Origin of the sequence: Pseudomonas quercus (assembly GCF_012033695.1) — a bacterium.
Taxonomy (GTDB): domain Bacteria; phylum Pseudomonadota; class Gammaproteobacteria; order Pseudomonadales; family Pseudomonadaceae; genus Aquipseudomonas; species Aquipseudomonas quercus.
This window is the reverse complement of sequence record NZ_JAAVJI010000003.1, coordinates 219502-233894: the sequence shown is the minus strand read 5'-3', so window position 1 is coordinate 233894 and position 14393 is coordinate 219502. Positions and strand designations below refer to the sequence as shown.

The following is a 14393-nucleotide window of genomic DNA, read 5'->3' as shown; positions in this document are numbered from 1 at the left end:
ACTTCAAGCTTCAAGCCATAAGCCATAAGCCATGAGCCACTTGCAGCTTGCAGCTTGGGGCTCACAACTAAACAAACCAGCGCCAACCTGGTTGGCCTGACGACGGAGGTTCAGATGCCAACGCTATGGCACAACTGCCATGCAGCGACCCTTGCCGAAGGGCGCTATTCGATCATTGAAAACGCGGGGATCGTAACCGAGGCTGGGGTTATTCAGTGGATAGGCCCCTTGGCCCAGGCGCCGGTTTCAGACGAGCAGGTGGACCTGCAAGGGCATTGGGTAACACCTGGCCTGATCGACTGCCACACACACCTGGTGTACGGCGGCAACCGTAGTGGCGAGTTCGAGCAACGCCTGCAAGGCGTGAGCTATGCCGATATCGCTGCCAGTGGCGGAGGTATTGCCAATACCGTGCGGGCCACGCGCGCCGCCACTGAAGAAGAGCTGTTTAACAGTGCCCGCCGCCGTCTTGCGTGCCTTCAGCGCGAGGGCGTCACCACGGTGGAAATCAAGTCCGGCTATGGCCTGGACTTGGCCAGCGAGCGCAAGATGCTGCGGGTGATTCGCCGGTTGGGTGCCGAACTGCCGGTTACCGTCAAGGCAACTTGCCTGGCCGCTCATGCCATTCCGGCCGAGTACAAGGACAACGCGGCAGGGTACATCGGCTATGTCTGCAACGAATTGCTGCCTGCGCTGGCCAGCGAAGGCCTGGTCGATGCCGTAGACGCGTTTTGCGAGTACCTGGCGTTTTCTCCTGCTCAGGTGGAGCAAGTGTTCCAGACGGCCGCGCGCCTTGGCCTGCCTGTAAAACTGCACGCCGAGCAGTTGTCCTCCCTGGGTGGGGCTAGCCTGGCCGCACGCTACCAGGCACTGTCGGCAGACCACCTGGAGTTCATGACCAGCGCTGATGCAGCCGCCATGGGCGCCGCAGGCACGGTAGCGGTATTGCTGCCGGGTGCCTTTTATTTCCTCCGTGAAACCCGCTTGCCGCCTATGCAGGCGCTTCATGACCACAACGTGGCCATAGCTCTTTCAACAGACAGCAACCCCGGCACCTCGCCAACCTTGTCACTGCGCCTGATGATGAACATGGCGTGCACGCTGTTCCGCCTCACGCCCGAGCAGGCACTGGCCGGTGTGACATTGCATGCTGCGCGGGCACTTGGGTTGGGCAGCAGCCACGGTTCGCTGGAGGAGGGCAAGGTAGCAGACTTCGTAGCCTGGGATATCGAGCAGCCCGCAGACCTGGCCTACTGGTTAGGCGGAGATTTGGACAAACGCATCATCCGCCATGGGGCGGAACTCAACTTCACGCAGGCACGCCAATGAACGATACCTTTACTTTCAGCGCTGGCAGCTCACCGCTGCTGATCAGCGTGCCCCATGCGGGGCTGCGCCTTACCCCTGTCGTTGAGGAAGGGCTGGTGGAGGCCGCCCGAACGCTGCCGGATACGGACTGGCACATTCCGCGGCTCTACGACTTTGCCAGCGGGCTAGGCGCCAGCCTGTTGGTTGGCCAGTACTCACGGTTCGTTATCGACCTGAACCGCCCTGATGACGACCAGCCGCTCTATGCCGGTGCCACCACGGGCTTGTATCCCGACACGCTGTTTGACGGCACGCCACTGTTCAAACCGGGCCAGGCGCCCTCCAGCCAGGAGCGTGCCCGCTACCTTGAAGGCATATGGCGCCCCTACCATCAGAAAATCGCCGATGAGCTGGCGCGCCTGCGGAGCATTCATGGGTACGCACTGCTATGGGATGCGCACTCTATCTGTTCCCGCGTTCCCCGGTTGTTCGAGGGCAAGCTGCCGGATTTCAACCTCGGTACGTTCAACAACGCCAGTTGCGCTCCGGCACTGGCTGCTCAGCTGGAGCAGGTATGCGCTCAGGCCCAGGGCTATACCCATGTGCTCAACGGCCGATTCAAAGGCGGCCACATCACTCGCCACTACGGCGCACCGGCGAACCGTGTCCATGCCGTACAGCTGGAATTGGGGCAGGCCACCTATATGAGTGAGCAAGCGCCATTCGAGTATTTGCCCGACGTTGCCGAGCCTACTCGGCAGGTATTGCGCCAATTGCTGGAAACGATGCTGGCGTGGGGCACGGCAAATCACCGAAGCGTTTAGGCAAGCATATTCAGCCGATTCAGGTTTATGATGGCCTACGGCTGACCAACCCCTTTCGGAGCGCCCGATGCTGACCCTGTATCCGCAGATCAAACCCTATGCACGGCATGATCTTGCCGTGGATGAGCCCCATGTACTGTATGTTGACGAAAGTGGTTCCCCGGAGGGTTTGCCGGTACTGTTTCTGCACGGGGGGCCGGGCACCGGTTGCGATGCGGCCAGCCGCTGCTACTTCGACCCCAACCTGTACCGCATCGTCACGTTCGACCAGCGAGGCTGTGGCCGCTCCACACCTCACGCCAGCCTGGAAAACAACACGACCTGGGATCTGGTGCGTGACATCGAGCGCATACGTGAACATCTAGGGATCGAAAAGTGGGTCCTGTTTGGCGGTTCCTGGGGCTCGACCCTGGCGCTGGCCTACGCGCAGGCCCATCCAGAGCGCGTTCACGGCCTTATCCTGCGGGGCGTGTTCCTGTGCCGCCCGCAAGAGTTTCAGTGGTTCTACCAAAGCGGTGCCAACCGGCTGTTCCCTGACTACTGGCAGGATTACCTGGCGCCGATTCCGCCAGACGAGCGCGGGGACCTGCTCAAGGCCTTCCACAAGCGCCTGACCGGCAGCGACCAGATCGCACAGATGCATGCCGCCAAGGCCTGGTCTACCTGGGAAGGCCGTACCGCCACCTTGCGCCCTAACCCACTGGTAGTAGACCGTTTCTCTGAGCCGCAACGGGCGTTGTCCATTGCCCGTATCGAAACCCACTACTTCATCAACAACGCGTTCCTTGAGCCCGATCAGTTGATCCGTGACGTGCCCAAGATCGCTCACCTGCCAGCGGTCATCATCCACGGCCGGTATGATGTGATCTGCCCGCTGGATAATGCCTGGGAACTGCACCATGCCTGGCCGAACAGCGAGCTGCAGGTGATTCGAGATGCCGGCCATGCGAGTTCCGAGCCGGGCATCATCGATGCACTGGTCCGTGCTGCTGACCAAATGGCCCGGCGCCTGCTGGACCTGCCGCTCGAAGAAGCATGAAGGGCCTGCTGCAACGCGTGGCCAATGCGCGAGTAGATGTTGCAGGTGAAACCGTGGGGGCCATAGGGCAAGGGTTGCTGGTGCTGGTGGCCGTGGAACCGCACGACACACCGGCACAGGCTGACAAGCTCTTGCACAAGCTGCTCAACTATCGCGTATTCAGCGACCCTGAGGGCCGCATGAACCGTTCGCTGAGCGATGTGGCCGGGGGGCTGTTGTTGGTGTCGCAGTTCACCTTGGCTGCCGACACACGCAGCGGCCTGCGCCCTGGTTTTTCGACGGCAGCTCCACCCCCACTGGCACGCGAGCTGTTCGACTACTTGCTCGGGCAAGCCCAGCAACAGCACCCAGGCACAGCCAGCGGCCGTTTCGGCGCAGATATGCAGGTTCATCTGGTCAATGACGGCCCTGTGACGTTCATGCTTGAGGTCTAAGCAGCCCTGCCGATGAAATAGTGCCTTCTGGGCTAAGATCTGCCGTTTTGCAGCAAAAATTCTTCCTATGCCCTGATGCGTTGTTTCGCAGGGTGCTAGATAATCGCGCGCCGGGGGGGCTCCACAGGCTTGATCCCCCGGTTGTGTTCTAACGTGAGTGCTGGGCCGTGGCCGCTAGGGAATCATTAGCCCCTTTCGGAGTCGGAACAATGCTCGCCAACCCGGCAACCGCAGCTGGTCGTTGGTTCAATATCAGTTTTTCGGCGAGGGTAGCTCGTGATTGTCAGTCCATGTAACACACCAGGAACAACCAGCAAACGCTTGCGCAAGGCCCTGATGGCGGGCTCTGCACTGTTCTGCCTGTTTGGCGCTGGGCAACTGTGGGCCTTTAGCCTGGACGATGTTGCAGCAAGGGCAAAGGACCTTGCCGGGCAGAAATTCGAAGCGCCCAAAAGCAACCTCCCGCCTCAATTCCGTGACATGAAGTTTGCGGATTACCAGAAAATCCAGTTCCGCACCGACAAGGCCCAATGGGCCGACGACAAAACGCCCTTCAAGCTGTCGTTCTACCACCAGGGCATGCACTTCGATACACCCGTAAAAGTCAACGAAGTGACCGCCAACTCGGTCGAGGAAATCAAATACGACCCTGCACGTTTCGACTTCGGTGATGTGCAATTCGACCCCAAGTCTACTGAGAACCTGGGTTGGGCCGGCTTCCGTGTACTGTACCCGCTGAACAAGTCGGACAAGCAGGACGAAGTGATGACCCTGCTCGGTGCCAGCTACTTCCGTGTAGTAGGCAAGGGCCAGACCTATGGCCTCTCCGCACGCGGCCTGGCAATCGACACCGCTTTGCCTTCTGGCGAGGAATTCCCGCGCTTCACCGAATTCTGGGTAGAGAAGCCCAATCCTGAAGACAAGCAGCTGATCATCTATGCGCTGCTCGATTCCCCCCGTTCCACTGGTGCGTACCGCATGGTGCTGCGCCCAGGTACGGACAGCGTGGTAGACGTACAATCGCGCGTCTACCTGCGTGATCACGTTAGCCGCCTTGGCGTAGCGCCGCTCACCAGCATGTTCCTGTTCGGCTCCAACCAGCCGTCTCGTGTGCTCAACTACCGCCATGAGCTCCATGATTCCACCGGCCTTTCCATTCATGCCGGTAGTGGCGAATGGATCTGGCGCCCGCTGAACAATCCCAAGCACCTGTCGGTCAGCAACTTTACTGTTGAGAACCCGAAGGGCTTCGGTCTGCTACAGCGTGGCCGCGAGTTCGGCCGCTATGAAGACCTGGACGACCGTTACGACCGCCGCCCCAGTGCCTGGATCGAACCTCGCGGTGACTGGGGCAAGGGCACTGTAGACCTGGTTGAGATTCCGACTGCCGATGAAACCAACGACAACATCGTTGCGTTCTGGAGCCCGGAAAAAATGCCTGAGGCCGGTGAGCCACTGGAACACAACTATCGCATTCACTGGACAGCCGACGAGGCCGAACTGCACTCGCCTGATATCGCCTGGGTTAAACAGACCCTTCGCTCCACCGGCGACGTGAAACAGTCCAACCTGGTTCGCCAGCCTGACGGCAGCGTGGCCTTCCTGGTCGATTTCGAAGGGCCGAAGCTCAAGTCTCTGCTGGACGACGCTAGCGTGCGTAGCCAAGTCAGTGTTGGCGACAACGCTGAGCTGGTAGAAAACAACGTTCGCTACAATCCGGAAACACAGGGCTGGCGCCTGACGTTGCGGGTCAAGGTCAAGGACGGCAGCAAGCCGGTTGAAATGCGCGCCGCCCTGGTACAGGACGTGGTTCCGGTGGACCCGCCCAAGCCTGTGGCTGAAACCAAGGCCGAAGAGCCTGCCCATGGCCACAAGAAAGGTGGCAAGCATGACAAGGCCGCTGAAAAAGCCGCAGCCCCTGTAGAAGCACAAGCCGCGCCACAGCCGGCTGAACCGGTCAAGACTGAAGAAGCGCTGACCGAAACCTGGAGCTACCAGTTGCCTGCCGATGAGTAACTCAATGGAACGCCCCGAAACGCTCTCCGAGTATCTGGCGCATTTGCCGCTGAGCCCGGAGCAGCGCAATGAACTGGCGCAGAGTGGCTCGTTTGCAGACCTGCATCAGCGCCTTTCACAGCCTTCTGCGGCTGGGGAAGGGGCGCAGGCCTCCGTTGCCAGTCGCCTTGCCATCGACTCGGCTGCCGAACTCCAAGACCACGAAATGCTTGCGGTGGATGCCGCTGGCCGGGTACGCCTGAAGGCTACTCCGCCCATTCGCCGTACCAAAATGGTCCCGGAGCCGTGGAAAACCAACATCGTGGCACGTGGCTGGCGTCGCTTGCTGGGCAAAGGCATACCGCCACAGCCCACCAGTGACAAGCGAGACCTGCCTAAGGCACGGTGGCGTACAGTCGGCTCTATCCGTCGCTATATCCTGCTGGTGCTCATGTTGGGGCAAACCCTCGTCGCGGGTTACTACATGAAGGGCATCATGCCCTACCAAGGCTGGGCCATGGTGGACCTGAACGAGGTCATCCACCAACCCCTCCTTCAAACGGCTCAGCAAGTGCTGCCCTATGTGCTGCAAACCAGCATCCTGATCCTGTTCGGCATCCTGTTCTGCTGGGTGTCGGCGGGGTTCTGGACCGCTCTCATGGGCTTTCTGGAGCTGCTGACCGGCCGCGACAAGTACCGTATCTCTGGGGCAAGTGCTGGCAACGAGCCCATAGAGCCCGGCGCACGTACAGCGCTGGTGATGCCTATCTGTAACGAGGATGTGCCTCGTGTGTTCGCAGGCCTGCGTGCGACTTTCGAGTCCGTTGCGGCGACGCGCGACCTGGACCGTTTCGACTTCTTCATCCTCAGCGATAGCTACGACGGCGACATTGCCGTAGCCGAGCAGCAGGCCTGGATGGATGTCTGTCGCGAAACGAAGGGCTTTGGCAGGATCTTCTATCGCCGCCGTCGCCGCCGCGTGAAGCGCAAGAGCGGTAACCTGGATGACTTCTGCCGCCGCTGGGGTTCGGACTACCGCTACATGGTGGTGCTGGATGCCGACAGCGTGATGAGCGGTGAATGCCTTACCTCGCTGGTACGGCTGATGGAGGCCACGCCAGACGCAGGCATTATCCAGACCGCGCCCAAGGCCTCTGGCATGGATACCCTGTACGCTCGCCTGCAGCAATTCGCCACGCGGGTATACGGCCCTCTCTTCACTGCCGGCCTCCACTTCTGGCAGTTGGGTGAGTCCCACTACTGGGGGCACAACGCGATCATTCGTATGAAGCCCTTCATCGAGCACTGTGCCTTGGCACCCCTGCCTGGCAAGGGTGCATTCGCAGGGGCCATCTTGTCCCACGACTTCGTCGAAGCGGCACTGATGCGCCGCGCGGGTTGGGGGGTATGGATCGCCTATGACCTACCCGGTAGTTACGAAGAGCTGCCACCCAACCTGCTCGATGAACTCAAGCGGGACCGGCGTTGGTGCCACGGTAACCTGATGAACTTCAGGCTGTTCCTGGTAAAGGGCATGCACCCGGTTCACCGGGCGGTATTCCTGACGGGTGTGATGTCCTACCTGTCTGCGCCCCTGTGGTTCTTCTTCCTGGTGCTGTCCACGGCCTTGCTGGCGGTCAATACCTTGATGGAACCTACGTACTTCATGGAGCCACGGCAGCTGTACCCGCTGTGGCCACAGTGGCATCCGGATAAAGCCATTGCCCTGTTCTCCACCACGATCGTGCTGCTGTTCCTGCCCAAGCTGCTCAGCATCATCCTGATCTGGGCTAAAGGTGCGAAAGAGTACGGCGGCGGCATCCGCGTTACGCTGTCCATGTTGCTGGAAATGCTGTTCTCCATGCTGTTGGCACCGGTGCGGATGATTTTCCATACCCGCTTTGTGCTGGCCGCATTCCTGGGCTGGGCGGCGACCTGGAACTCGCCACAGCGCGACGATGACTCTACCCCGTGGGGCGAAGCGGTACGCCGGCATGGGCCACAGACGCTGCTTGGCTTGCTATGGGCACTGCTGGTGACTGCCCTTAACCCAAGCTTCCTGTGGTGGTTGGCGCCTATCGTGGTGTCGCTGATGTTGTCCATTCCCGTGTCGGTGATTTCCAGCCGCACGAACCTGGGGCTTAAGGCTAGAAAGGAGAAGATGTTCCTGATTCCGGAGGAGTACGACACGCCGCAGGAACTGATTTCGACTGACGCCTACACAGAAGAAAACCGGGCTCATGCACTGCACCAGGGCTTTGTACGGGCAGTAGTAGACCCTCGTCAGAACGCCCTGGCCTGTGCCTTGGCCACGTCACGTCACGGTCAGGCGCAGCCAGTGGAAGCCATGCGCGAAGCCATGGTAGGCAAAGCCTTGGCCGGTGGCCCAGGTGCACTGGAGGGCAATGCAAGGTTGTACCTGCTTAGTGACCCAGTGGCTCTGAGCCGTCTGCACCACGAAGTATGGGACTCCCACAGCGAGGTCTGGCTGTCGGCCTGGCGAAATTCAGTAGCTGCAGATCCTCATGCGCCTACGCTGCCTATGCAGCCCAGGGTAGGTGGAACATTGGCCAACGCCTGATCCCAGTAGGCTGAAAAAAGATCGCGGGCTTTTTACGAAGCCCGCGATTTTTTTTTGCGTGCCGAGCGCCATTTTGAGGTGGGCATGTTCCCAGGCTTCGCCTGGTCCAACAGGCAGGCGCGATTGGCCTTACAAGCAGTGAAGCCACCGGCTAAACGTGTAAAACGCCTATTAGAACAACCGTGATACCAATGCCGTCACAGCGGTTTCCACACGCAATATGCGCTCACCCATCTGCACAGGCTGGAGCCCCTCCTCCTGGAGCAGCTCTACTTCATAAGGTATCCACCCGCCTTCAGGGCCGATAGCCAAGGTTACAGAGCCTGGGAGCGCGCGCGGGCAGGGCGGGAAATCGCCAGGGTGAGCGATCAGGCCCTGCGTACCTTGAGCCATGGTGGCCAAGCGGTCCTCCACGAAGGGCTTGAATCGCTTTTCAACGATTACCTCAGGCAGCACAGTGTCCCGGGCCTGCTCCAGACCCAGTACCAGGTTCTCACGGATGCTGTCCGGGTGTAGAAAAGGCGTTTGCCAAAAACTCTTCTCCACACGGTAACTGTTGACCAGAATCAGGCGCGGCACGCCGAGGGTCGCAATGGTCTGGAATACCCGGCGCAACATTTTAGGGCGAGGCAGGGCCAGTATCAGGGTCAGGGGCAGCTTGGAAGGTGGCGGGCGATCGAAGGCAACGCTCAGCTCGGCGTGCTCGGTATCCAGCGCGTGGATCACGCCATCGCCCATAAGCCCGTCAAGGCAGCCCACTCGCACGCTGTCTCCAACGGCGGCCCGATGTACTTCGCGCATGTGGGTGAGGCGGCGGCCTGCCAACCGTACGCGGCCCTGGCCGATGAAGTCGGCTGGCTCAAGCAGCAGCAAGTTCATGGGCGAGTCGCGGGCGGCTGGTCGTTGTGGTTTTCAGCGGCGTCGGCTTCTTCACTGCGCTTGCGAATAAGCGCGCCAAACAGCACACCTATCTCAAACAGCAGCCACATAGGGACTGCCAGCAAGGTCTGGGAAAAGATATCGGGTGGGGTAAGGATCATGCCCACCACAAAACAGGCAATGACGACGTAGGGCCTGGCCTTGCGAAGTGCCTTTACCTCTACCACGCCGATCCAGACCAGCAGTACGACAGCAACGGGAATTTCGAATGCCACCCCGAATGCGAAAAACAGGGTCATCACGAAATCGAGGTAACTGGTGATGTCCGTCATCATCGCTACGCCGTCAGGGGTTGCTGCCGCAAAGAACTTGAACATTAACGGGAAGACGATGAAATACGCGAAGGCCATGCCCGCATAGAACAGAAAAATGCTTGATACCAGCAAGGGAATGGCGATGCGCTTTTCGTGGCGGTACAACCCCGGCGCGATAAACCCCCACACCTGGTGCAGAATCATCGGGATCGCCAGGAACAGCGACACTGTCATGGTCAGCTTGAAAGGCGTGAGGAACGGCGATGCCACGTCGGTGGCAATCATGGTGGCGCCGGGCGGCAGGTAGGCCCTCAGCGGGGCGGACACCAAGGTATAGATTTGCTGCGCGAAGGAAAACAGCCCGGCAAATACCAGAAATACCACAGCAACACAGCGCAGGAGGCGGCTACGCAGTTCAGTAAGGTGGGACACCAGCGGCATGGGCTGGTCGTCTTCAGGAATCTGGCTCATGGGGCGGGTTTTGAATCCTCGGGCGCACGGTGTGCAGGTTGGGGCCCAGGCGCGCTGTTACTGTCGGGCTCGGGGCTGGCCTGCGTAGCCGATACGGGCACCGCTGGAGGGGCAGGCGGTGCTGTGGGTACGCCTGAAGAGGGCGTATGAATTGAAGGTGGTGCCTGGTTGGCCGAATGGGGGTCAAGTAGTTTACGAGCGTCCTGCTCAAGCGAAAGAATATGTTCGTTGTGCAACTGTCGACGAATCTCGTCCGCGCCCAACTCCCGTTCGATTTCGGTCTTGATGGAATTGAAGCTGCGCTTGAGTCGGCCAATCCACAGGCCCGCTGTGCGTGCGGCGCCTGGCAGGCGTTCCGGCCCAAGCACCAGCAGGGCTACCAGCCCTACCAGTAACAGCTCGCTAAAACTGATCCCGAACATTGGCTCAGTCCCTGTTGGCGTCTTTGCGCACAGGTTCGTCTACACGCTGATGCTGGCCATCAAAGGTAGTAGGGGCGGGCGGGATAGGCGAAGTGGCCTGTGGATGAACCGGTTGCTGCGGTTCGGCAGGCTTTTCTTCGTCGTTCATCGCCTTGCGGAAACCCTTGATGGACTCACCCACGTCCGTACCCAGGTTTTTCAGCTTTTTGGTGCCGAATACCAGCACGACCACGATAAGAATGACGATCCAGTGTTTCCAGTCGAAGATACCCATGAACAGCTCCGTAAATGAATTGAGGTTCAGGCTGACGGCTGGCGTGCCGCCTTCTCCGCATGGCCCGACAGGCCAAAGCGGCGTTCGAGTTCGTCCAGTACAGCCTGCGGGTGTTGGCCCAGGGCCGCAAGCATTACCAGGCTATGGAACCACAGGTCAGCGGTCTCGTAGATGACATCGCTGCAATCACCACTACGTTCTGCATCCTTGGCCGCGAGAATCGTTTCGACCGATTCTTCGCCCACCTTTTCCAGAATCTTGTTCAGGCCCTTGTGGTACAGGCTGGCCACGTAGGAACTGTCTGCCGAGGCGCCTTTGCGAGATTCCAGCACTTCAGCCACGCGGGCAAGGGTGTCATTCATGGCTATGCCCCTGATAAATCGCAGCCGGGTCTTTCAGAACCGGTTCGACCGTGTTCCAGGCGCCGTTTTCAAAAACTCGATAAAAACAGCTTTCACGCCCCGTATGGCAGGCGATACCGCCCAGTTGTTCAACAGCCATCACGATAACGTCGGCATCGCAGTCCAGGCGCAGCTCATGGACTTTTTGCACGTGCCCGGATTCTTCACCCTTTCGCCACAGTTTGCTGCGGGAACGTGACCAGTAGATGGCGCGGTTCTCCTGCGCGGTGAGGGCAAGGGCCTCGCGGTTCATCCAGGCCATCATCAGGATACGCCCGGTTTGATGATCCTGGGCAATGGCCGGTACCAGGCCATCGCTGTTCCAGTTGATCTCATCCAGCCAGTCTTTCATCGTCTGCTCCAACACATATTCGGCTAGTGTGCCAGCCTCGTCCGCCACTGGCTATCCGCGCGCCACCAGGTACACCCCGGATGCCAGCATGACCCATGCTGGCCAACCCTCCAGGCTGCTGATGGTGCCGGCGGTCACCGCCATGACCGCACCGGCTGCCACCAGGATACCGCCCACCACACGCAGCGCCATTTCTTCGCTGGTGCGCCGCCAGGGCGGGGGTGGGTCGTGGCGGTGTGGCTGGGACATGCGCTCCAGCAGGTCTCGGGTCATGCCCACAATATGTGGGAGCTGCTCGAGTTGGGTCTGGGCATTGGCCAACAAGGTACGCGGGCTCATGCGCTGGCGCATCCAGCGCTCCAGGTAGGGTTGGGCCGTGGCCCATAGGTCCAGGTCGGGGTACAACTGGCGGCCGAGGCCTTCGATGTTCAGCAGGGTTTTCTGCAGCAGCACCAGTTGAGGCTGCACTTCCATGTTGAAGCGTCGAGCGGTCTGGAACAGGCGCATCAGCACCTGGCCAAAGGAAATGTCCTTGAGCGGCTTTTCAAAGATAGGCTCGCACACGGTCCGAATGGCGGCCTCGAACTCGTTAAGCTTGGTTTCGGCCGGCACCCAACCTGAGTCGATATGCAGCTGGGCGACACGGCGGTAGTCGCGTTTGAAGAATGCGAACAGGTTACGGGCCAGGTAGTCCTGGTCTTCAGGCGTAAGGCTGCCCACGATACCGCAGTCGATGGCAATGTAGCGCGGGTCCCAAGGGCTGACCGTGCTAACGAAGATGTTGCCTGGGTGCATGTCCGCGTGAAAGAAGCTGTCCCGGAATACCTGGGTGAAGAAAATCTCTACGCCGCGCTCGGCGAGCAGTTTCATGTCGGTGCGTTGGTCGGCCAGGGTGGCCATGTCATTGACCTGAACCCCGTAGATGCGCTCCATTACCAGTACTTTGGGGCGGCACCAGTCCCAATAGATCTGAGGCACATACAGCAGGTTGGAGTCTTCGAAGTTGCGCCGCAACTGGCTAGCGTTCGCGGCCTCGCGGAGCAGGTCGAGCTCGTCATAGATGGTTTTTTCATAGTCGGCCACCACATCGATGGGATGCAGCAGCCTGGCATCAGCAGACACGCGCTCTGCCAGCCGTGCCAGGATGAACAGCCAAGCGATGTCCTGGCTGATAATAGGGCGCAGGCCAGGGCGAACCACCTTGACCACGACTTCCTCGCCCGTTTTCAACCGTGCGGCGTGCACTTGGGCTACGGAGGCCGATGCCATGGGCTCTACGTCGAAGCGGCTGAACACGCTGGTGATCTTCATCCCTAGTTGGGACTCGATCAGTTGCATGGACTGCTGCGGGTCGAATGGCGGCACGCGGTCCTGCAGCCGCATCAGCTCATCGGCAATGTCTTCAGGCAGCAGGTCGCGCCGGGTAGACAGGATCTGCCCGAACTTGATGAAGATCGGCCCCAGGTCCTGGAGCGCCAACCTCAGGCAAGCGCCTCGGCTGAGCTGGCGGTTGCGGCGAGGGAAAGCCCGCCACGGCATGCCAAAGCGCAACAGGCGCAGCCACCACGGCAGGGGCAGCTCAAGGATAAGGTCATCGAGGCGGAAACGAATGGCAACGCGCAGGATGCGGAACAGGCGGAGTACGGCGGCGAGCAGCTTCATGCGTTATCGCTGGCTTCAAGGGTTCGGAGCAAACGGTCGAAACGCGCTTGCAGGCGGTCGGTATCCAGCTTGAGCTGGTCCAGCTCACGCAGGCGTGCGTCGGCTTCTCGCTTTCCGACCAGGGTTTGGGTTTCTTCGTTCAAGTAATCGGCCAGCGTGGCAAGCATTCGCTCACCGCCGCGTTTTGCCCATTGCGTATGCAGGCGGACATGGCTGCCCAACAGTGCGGCGGGAACCGGCCCTAGCCAGCGTGAGACTTCGTATTCCCAGTCCAGCGACAGGCCTTCCAGCACCGCCGCCAGTTCCATGAGGGCTGCACTGTCGCCGCTCAGGGTGACGTCAGGCGCGTGGAGTACACGCGTCTTGTCCTTTCGCACTGCCAACTGCACAAGCGTGCCCAGGGGCGCACGCAACGTGCAGTCTGCCGGAGCCTCCCAGTGGCGCGCGAGCGTAAGCCCTTCGGGACCCGGAATCACATACAGGCGCTGCAGGGGCTGCACGCAGTCCACCAGGATGACCTGGCCAGCCAGCCGTGCAAGCCGGGGCAGGGCTGTGCTGTCCAGGCGCAAGGTTGCATTGAGGCCTGCCTCGGCAGCGGCCAGCAGGCCGTCCTTGACCATCAGGGCTTGATGCCCCGGTGCAGGGCCACGATGCCAGAGGTCATGTTGTGGTAGGTCACGCGGTCGAAACCGGCATCACCCATCATGGCCTTGAGGGTTTCCTGGTCTGGGTGCATGCGAATGGACTCGGCCAGGTAACGATAGCTCTCCGAATCGTTGGCGATCAGTTTGCCCATCAGCGGCATGAAGGCGAATGAATAGGCGTCATAGGCCTTGGACATAACCTTGCTGGTAGGCTTGGAGAATTCCAGCACCAACAGGCGCCCACCGGGCTTGAGCACGCGGAGCATGGAGCGCAGTGCGTCTTCCTTATGGGTCACGTTACGCAGCCCGAAGGCAATGGTGACGCAGTCGAAGTGGTTATCCGGGAAAGGCAGCTTCTCGGCGTCCGCCTGCACGAACTGCACATTGCCCGCCACGCCCAGGTCCAGCAAGCGGTCCCGGCCTACTTTGAGCATGGACGCATTGATGTCGGCCAGCACCACTTCGCCGGTGGGGCCTACCAGTTGCGAGAACTTGCGTGCCAGGTCACCGGTGCCCCCGGCGATGTCCAGTACACGGTTGCCCATACGCACACCGGACAGCTCGATGGTGAAGCGCTTCCACAACCGGTGCATGCCGCCAGACAGCAGGTCGTTCATCACGTCGTACTTGGCCGCTACCGAGTGAAATACCTCTGCGACCTTTTTCGCCTTCTGGCTTTCAGGAACGTCCTGGTAGCCGAAGTGAGTAGTGGGTTCGGCATCGCTGCCTTTGCGCTGATCGGTCATTATCGCTGTCACCGGAAAAAGTACTCGCCATTCTAATAGGCCGCGAT

Annotated in this window: 15 protein-coding genes; 6 read left to right on the top strand and 9 right to left on the bottom strand. The window is 60.3% G+C overall.

Annotation, left to right across the window (positions count from 1 at the left end; genetic code table 11):
- The first annotated feature begins 114 nt into the window (after positions 1 to 114).
- From hutI to mdoH, 6 genes are all read left to right on the top strand, one after another.
- A complete protein-coding gene (hutI, locus tag HBH25_RS07455) occupies positions 115 to 1329 on the top strand; it encodes an imidazolonepropionase (RefSeq protein WP_168083059.1) in 1215 nt (404 codons plus the stop codon).
- Positions 1326 to 2132 (top strand): N-formylglutamate deformylase, encoded by an 807-nt coding sequence (gene hutG / locus HBH25_RS07450; RefSeq protein ID WP_168083057.1) that lies wholly within the window; start codon positions 1326 to 1328, stop codon positions 2130 to 2132. The genes hutI and hutG overlap by 4 nt, the downstream gene beginning before the upstream one ends.
- 67 nt (positions 2133 to 2199) lie before the next feature.
- On the top strand, positions 2200 to 3171 hold the full coding sequence (gene pip / locus HBH25_RS07445) for a prolyl aminopeptidase (protein ID WP_168083055.1): 972 nt from the start codon (positions 2200 to 2202) through the stop codon (positions 3169 to 3171).
- Positions 3168 to 3605 carry a D-aminoacyl-tRNA deacylase gene (gene dtd, locus HBH25_RS07440; RefSeq protein WP_168083053.1) on the top strand — a complete coding sequence of 146 codons (438 nt, stop codon included), beginning with the start codon at positions 3168 to 3170 and terminating at the stop codon, positions 3603 to 3605. Before pip ends, dtd begins: the two co-directional genes overlap by 4 nt.
- 276 nt (positions 3606 to 3881) lie before the next feature.
- A complete protein-coding gene (locus HBH25_RS07435; RefSeq protein ID WP_324616866.1) occupies positions 3882 to 5621 on the top strand; it encodes a glucan biosynthesis protein G in 1740 nt (579 codons plus the stop codon).
- The gene (gene mdoH, locus HBH25_RS07430; RefSeq protein ID WP_168083051.1) at positions 5614 to 8181 is read left to right on the top strand and encodes a glucans biosynthesis glucosyltransferase MdoH; all 2568 of its coding nucleotides are present in this window, start codon (positions 5614 to 5616) and stop codon (positions 8179 to 8181) included. Before HBH25_RS07435 ends, mdoH begins: the two co-directional genes overlap by 8 nt.
- Before the next feature lie 171 nt (positions 8182 to 8352).
- On the opposite strand, the gene HBH25_RS07425 is transcribed toward mdoH, so the two are convergent.
- Genes HBH25_RS07425 through ubiE form a run of 9 tightly spaced genes read right to left on the bottom strand, consistent with a single transcriptional unit; the run spans position 8353 to position 14346 of the window.
- Positions 8353 to 9060, bottom strand: coding sequence for a 16S rRNA (uracil(1498)-N(3))-methyltransferase (locus HBH25_RS07425; protein ID WP_168083049.1), 708 nt, complete (start codon positions 9058 to 9060; stop codon positions 8353 to 8355).
- The gene (tatC, locus tag HBH25_RS07420) at positions 9057 to 9845 is read right to left on the bottom strand and encodes a twin-arginine translocase subunit TatC (RefSeq protein WP_168083047.1); all 789 of its coding nucleotides are present in this window, start codon (positions 9843 to 9845) and stop codon (positions 9057 to 9059) included. Before tatC ends, HBH25_RS07425 begins: the two co-directional genes overlap by 4 nt.
- On the bottom strand, positions 9842 to 10267 hold the full coding sequence (gene tatB / locus HBH25_RS07415; RefSeq protein WP_168083045.1) for a Sec-independent protein translocase protein TatB: 426 nt from the start codon (positions 10265 to 10267) through the stop codon (positions 9842 to 9844). The genes tatC and tatB overlap by 4 nt, the downstream gene beginning before the upstream one ends.
- A gap of 4 nt (positions 10268 to 10271) precedes the next feature.
- Entirely contained in the window at positions 10272 to 10541 is a 270-nt protein-coding gene (locus HBH25_RS07410) for a twin-arginine translocase TatA/TatE family subunit (RefSeq protein WP_168083043.1), read from the bottom strand.
- A 26-nt stretch (positions 10542 to 10567) separates the two neighbouring features.
- Positions 10568 to 10903 (bottom strand): phosphoribosyl-ATP diphosphatase, encoded by a 336-nt coding sequence (locus HBH25_RS07405; RefSeq protein ID WP_168083041.1) that lies wholly within the window; start codon positions 10901 to 10903, stop codon positions 10568 to 10570.
- Complete coding sequence (gene hisI / locus HBH25_RS07400) at positions 10896 to 11294, bottom strand: phosphoribosyl-AMP cyclohydrolase (RefSeq protein WP_168083039.1); 399 nt, start codon at positions 11292 to 11294, stop codon at positions 10896 to 10898. The genes HBH25_RS07405 and hisI overlap by 8 nt, the downstream gene beginning before the upstream one ends.
- Before the next feature lie 51 nt (positions 11295 to 11345).
- Positions 11346 to 12956 carry a ubiquinone biosynthesis regulatory protein kinase UbiB gene (ubiB, locus tag HBH25_RS07395; protein ID WP_168083037.1) on the bottom strand — a complete coding sequence of 537 codons (1611 nt, stop codon included), beginning with the start codon at positions 12954 to 12956 and terminating at the stop codon, positions 11346 to 11348.
- Positions 12953 to 13576 carry a ubiquinone biosynthesis accessory factor UbiJ gene (locus tag HBH25_RS07390; protein WP_168083035.1) on the bottom strand — a complete coding sequence of 208 codons (624 nt, stop codon included), beginning with the start codon at positions 13574 to 13576 and terminating at the stop codon, positions 12953 to 12955. Before HBH25_RS07390 ends, ubiB begins: the two co-directional genes overlap by 4 nt.
- Positions 13576 to 14346 (bottom strand): bifunctional demethylmenaquinone methyltransferase/2-methoxy-6-polyprenyl-1,4-benzoquinol methylase UbiE, encoded by a 771-nt coding sequence (gene ubiE / locus HBH25_RS07385; RefSeq protein WP_168083033.1) that lies wholly within the window; start codon positions 14344 to 14346, stop codon positions 13576 to 13578. The genes HBH25_RS07390 and ubiE overlap by 1 nt, the downstream gene beginning before the upstream one ends.
- Positions 14347 to 14393: the final 47 nt, after the last annotated feature.